Below are 3395 nucleotides of genomic sequence, written 5' to 3' on the forward strand. Positions count from 1 at the left end.
GACCCGATGACGGCCCCTCCCTACCCCTCAATTCCTTATTGCCTCCCAGGGAACCCCCGAATCCCCGTCGAACCTTCACCCACGGGACTTATCGAGCATTCATTCCTGAGAACCTAATTCAGACTCTTGGATTCCGGAGCTCCGCACTCCGAGATCTGCGTTCCGAGTTCCCGGAACACGGACTTCCATCCCTCTATCCACTCCTCTGGGAGATTGTGGGTATGCCAAAGCGCGCAGGGGTGGGATCCCCCCTATTTCCAGGAAACCATCACGATCCCACCCCGGGACAGCCCCAACCACCGCCTGTGGAAAACCCGACCGTCCGTCACCTCGGACACTGCTAGGCGGTACCAAGCGCCGCCAGACACCATCCAGCACCGCCAGACACCATCGGGCACGGCACCCAACAGTTCCGCTATGTGGCAGGCGAGCCGGGTGGTGGGAATGCGGCCCGGTGGGAGTGGGAGTTGTGGCGGTCCCGCCTGATCCAGTGCGGGCGGTTGCGGGCGAGGACGGGGACTTCACGCATACGTGGCTGAGGGCTGAGAATGCACCGGATGTTCCGGCCCGGGTACTGGGCGGGACCGAGAGCACGCGTCTAGGGTGGCGGGCGTGACACGATCATCGGAGAGCCTCACCCCGGAACTGCACGACTACGTCGTCGACCACAGCGAACCCGTCGACGACGTCCTCGCAGACCTGGCCAAGGAGACCGCACGGCTGTTCCCCGACCACCGAGGCATGCAGATCGGCCCCGAACAGGGCACCTTCACCACGCTGCTGACCCGTGCCTGCGGGGCACGCGACGCGGTGGAGATCGGCACCTTCACCGGCTACTCGTCGATCTGCTTCGCGCGCGGCCTGCCCGAGGACGGCCACCTGTTGGCCCTGGACATCAGCGAGGAGTGGACCTCCGTCGCCCGGCGTTACTGGGAGCGCGCGGGGGTCGCCGACAGGATCACCCTCCGGATCGGTCCCGCCCTGGAGTCCCTGCGGTCGCTCCCCGAGGACACCCGGTTCGACCTGGCCTTCCTGGACGCCGACAAGGAGGGTTACGTCGACTACTGGGAGGAACTGGTCCCGCGCATGCGCCCGGGCGGGCTGCTCCTGGCCGACAACACCCTCTCGCACGGGCGCGTGGTGGATCCCACGGCCACGTCCCCGGCCGTTCGGGGGATCCGCGACTTCAACGACCGGCTGGTCGCCGACGACCGGGTCACCCAGGTACTGCTGCCCATCGGCGACGGCCTCACCCTCGCGCGCAGGAACTGACCCCGGGAGCTGACCCACGGGAGCCGCCCCCGGGCCCGCCGCTGAGGCCCGTCCCCGGGGACCCCTGCCCCGGGAGTTGTCCACAGGAGGGAACTTTCCCCGACGAAGAGCGCCCGCCTTCGGTAATGTCCGGTGCCATGCGCCTGCTGCACACCTCGGACTGGCACCTGGGTCGCTCCTTCCACCGGGAGAACCTCATCGACGCCCAGGCCACCTTCCTCGACCACCTCGTCGACACCATCCACGAACACCGGATCGACGTCGTGGTCGTGGCAGGTGACCTCTACGACCGCGCGCTCCCCCCGGTGGACGCCGTCCGGCTGTTCGACCGGGCCCTCGGCAGGATCCGCTCCACCGGGGCCCGCGCCGTCCTGATCAGCGGCAACCACGACTCGATGGCGCGGATGTCCTTCGCCACCGGCCTCATCGACGCCTCCGGCGTCCACCTGCGCAGTTCCCTGGACGGGGTCGACACCCCCGTCCTCATCGACGACGAGCACGGCCCCGTCGCCTTCTACTGCCTCCCCTACCTCGAACCGGAGATCGCCCGCCACCACTGGGACCTGCCCGAACGGGGCCACGCCGCGGCCATCGGGCACGCCATGGACCTGGTCCGCGCCGACCTCGCCGAACGCCCCGGCACCCGTTCGGTCGTCCTCTCGCACGCCTTCGTCACCGGCGGCGAGCCCTCCGACAGCGAACGCGACATCTCCGTGGGCGGCGCCTCCCACGTCCCCGTCGGGGTCTACGACGGGGTCGACTACGTCGCCCTGGGCCACCTGCACGGACGGCAGTCCATCACCCCGTCCGTGCGCTATCCGGGCAGTCCGCTCGCCTACTCCTTCTCCGAGGAGCGCCACGTCAAGGGCTACTGGGTGGTGGACCTGGACGCCGACGGCCTCGCGGGCGCCGAGTTCGTCGAGGCGCCCGTCCCCCGGCCGGTCGCCCGGATCCGCGGCCGGATCGAGGACCTGCTCACCCTTCCCGAGTGGGAGGCCTACACCGGCCACTGGCTCCAGGTCACCCTCACCGACCCCCGTCGTCCCGCACATCCCATGGACCGGCTGCGTGAACGCTTCCCCCACACCCTGGTCCTGGAGTTCGCCCCCGAGGGCGGCACCCCCGACACCCGCCCGGTCGCCGCGTCCGTCGCCGACCGCAGCGAGCGCCAGGTGGTGGCCGACTTCGTGGAGTGGGCCCGGGGCACCCCCGCCACCCCCGAGGAGGAGGCCCTCGTGAACACCGCCGTCGAACAGGTCCGGCTCCAGGAGGGGACGCGCTGATGCGGCTGCACACCCTCACCATCGAGGCGTTCGGCCCCTTCGCGGGCACCGCGGAGGTGGACTTCGACCGACTCAGCGCGGGCGGCCTCTTCCTCATCCACGGGCCCACCGGCGCGGGCAAGACCTCCGTGCTGGACGCGGTGTGCTTCGCCCTGTACGGCAACGTGCCGGGGGCCCGCGGCAAGGACCGTTCCCCCAAGAGCGACCACGCGCCGCCGGAGCGGCTGCCCCGGGTCACCCTGGAGTTCACCGTCGGGGGCCGCCGCGTCCGTATCGAACGCAGTCCCCGCTGGGAGCGCCCCAAGAAGCGCGGGACCGGCACCAAGGTGGAGAACGCCAAGGTCCTCGTCCAGGAGCACGTCAACGGCAGGTGGGAGGGGATCACAAACCGCCCAGACGAGGCCGGGCAGTTCGTCGGCGACCTGGTCGGGCTCACCCTCGAACAGTTCTGCCAGACCGCCATGCTGCCCCAGGGTGACTTCGCCCGGTTCCTGCGCGCGAAGTCCGACGAGCGGCGCGACTCCCTGGAGCGGATCTTCAACACCCGGATGTTCCGGGACGTGGAGGAGTGGCTGCGGGGGCACGCCAACAGACTGCGTCACGAGGTGGACACGGCCGACGCGCAGGTGCGCGCGGTCGCGGGACGGATCGCCGAGGCCGGCCGCTCCCAGGCCCCCGACCTGCCCGAGGAGCTGTCTGCGTGGGCCGCCGACCTGGCCTCCGTGACCACCGCCACCTCCCGCGACGCCGAACACGTGGCCGCGGGGCTCACGGAGGCCCGTGAGGAGGCGCGGCGGCTCCTGGCCGAAGGGCGTGAGCTGCGCGCCCGACAGGATCGGC

At 70.6% G+C, this 3395-nt stretch carries 3 protein-coding genes; all 3 read left to right on the forward strand.

Annotation, left to right across the window (positions count from 1 at the left end; all coding sequences use genetic code 11):
* Positions 1 to 612: 612 nt before the first annotated feature.
* The gene (locus tag D455_RS0106095; RefSeq protein ID WP_026122365.1) at positions 613 to 1272 is read left to right on the forward strand and encodes an O-methyltransferase; all 660 of its coding nucleotides are present in this window, start codon (positions 613 to 615) and stop codon (positions 1270 to 1272) included.
* 125 nt (positions 1273 to 1397) lie between these two features.
* A complete protein-coding gene (locus D455_RS0106100; protein ID WP_017569871.1) occupies positions 1398 to 2555 on the forward strand; it encodes an exonuclease SbcCD subunit D in 1158 nt (385 codons plus the stop codon).
* A partial coding sequence (locus D455_RS29405; RefSeq protein WP_017569872.1) for an AAA family ATPase occupies positions 2555 to 3395 on the forward strand: 841 nt, incomplete at its 3' end. The genes D455_RS0106100 and D455_RS29405, both read left to right, overlap by 1 nt.

This window comes from Nocardiopsis halotolerans DSM 44410 (genome assembly GCF_000341065.1).
GTDB classification, from domain to species: Bacteria; Actinomycetota; Actinomycetes; order Streptosporangiales; family Streptosporangiaceae; genus Nocardiopsis; species Nocardiopsis halotolerans.

Bases quoted from the DNA above. Each gene is read 5' to 3' on its own strand.
- D455_RS0106100 (WP_017569871.1), top strand. From the start codon at position 1,398: ATGTCCGGTGCCATGCGCCTGCTGCACACCTCGGACTGGCACCTGGGT.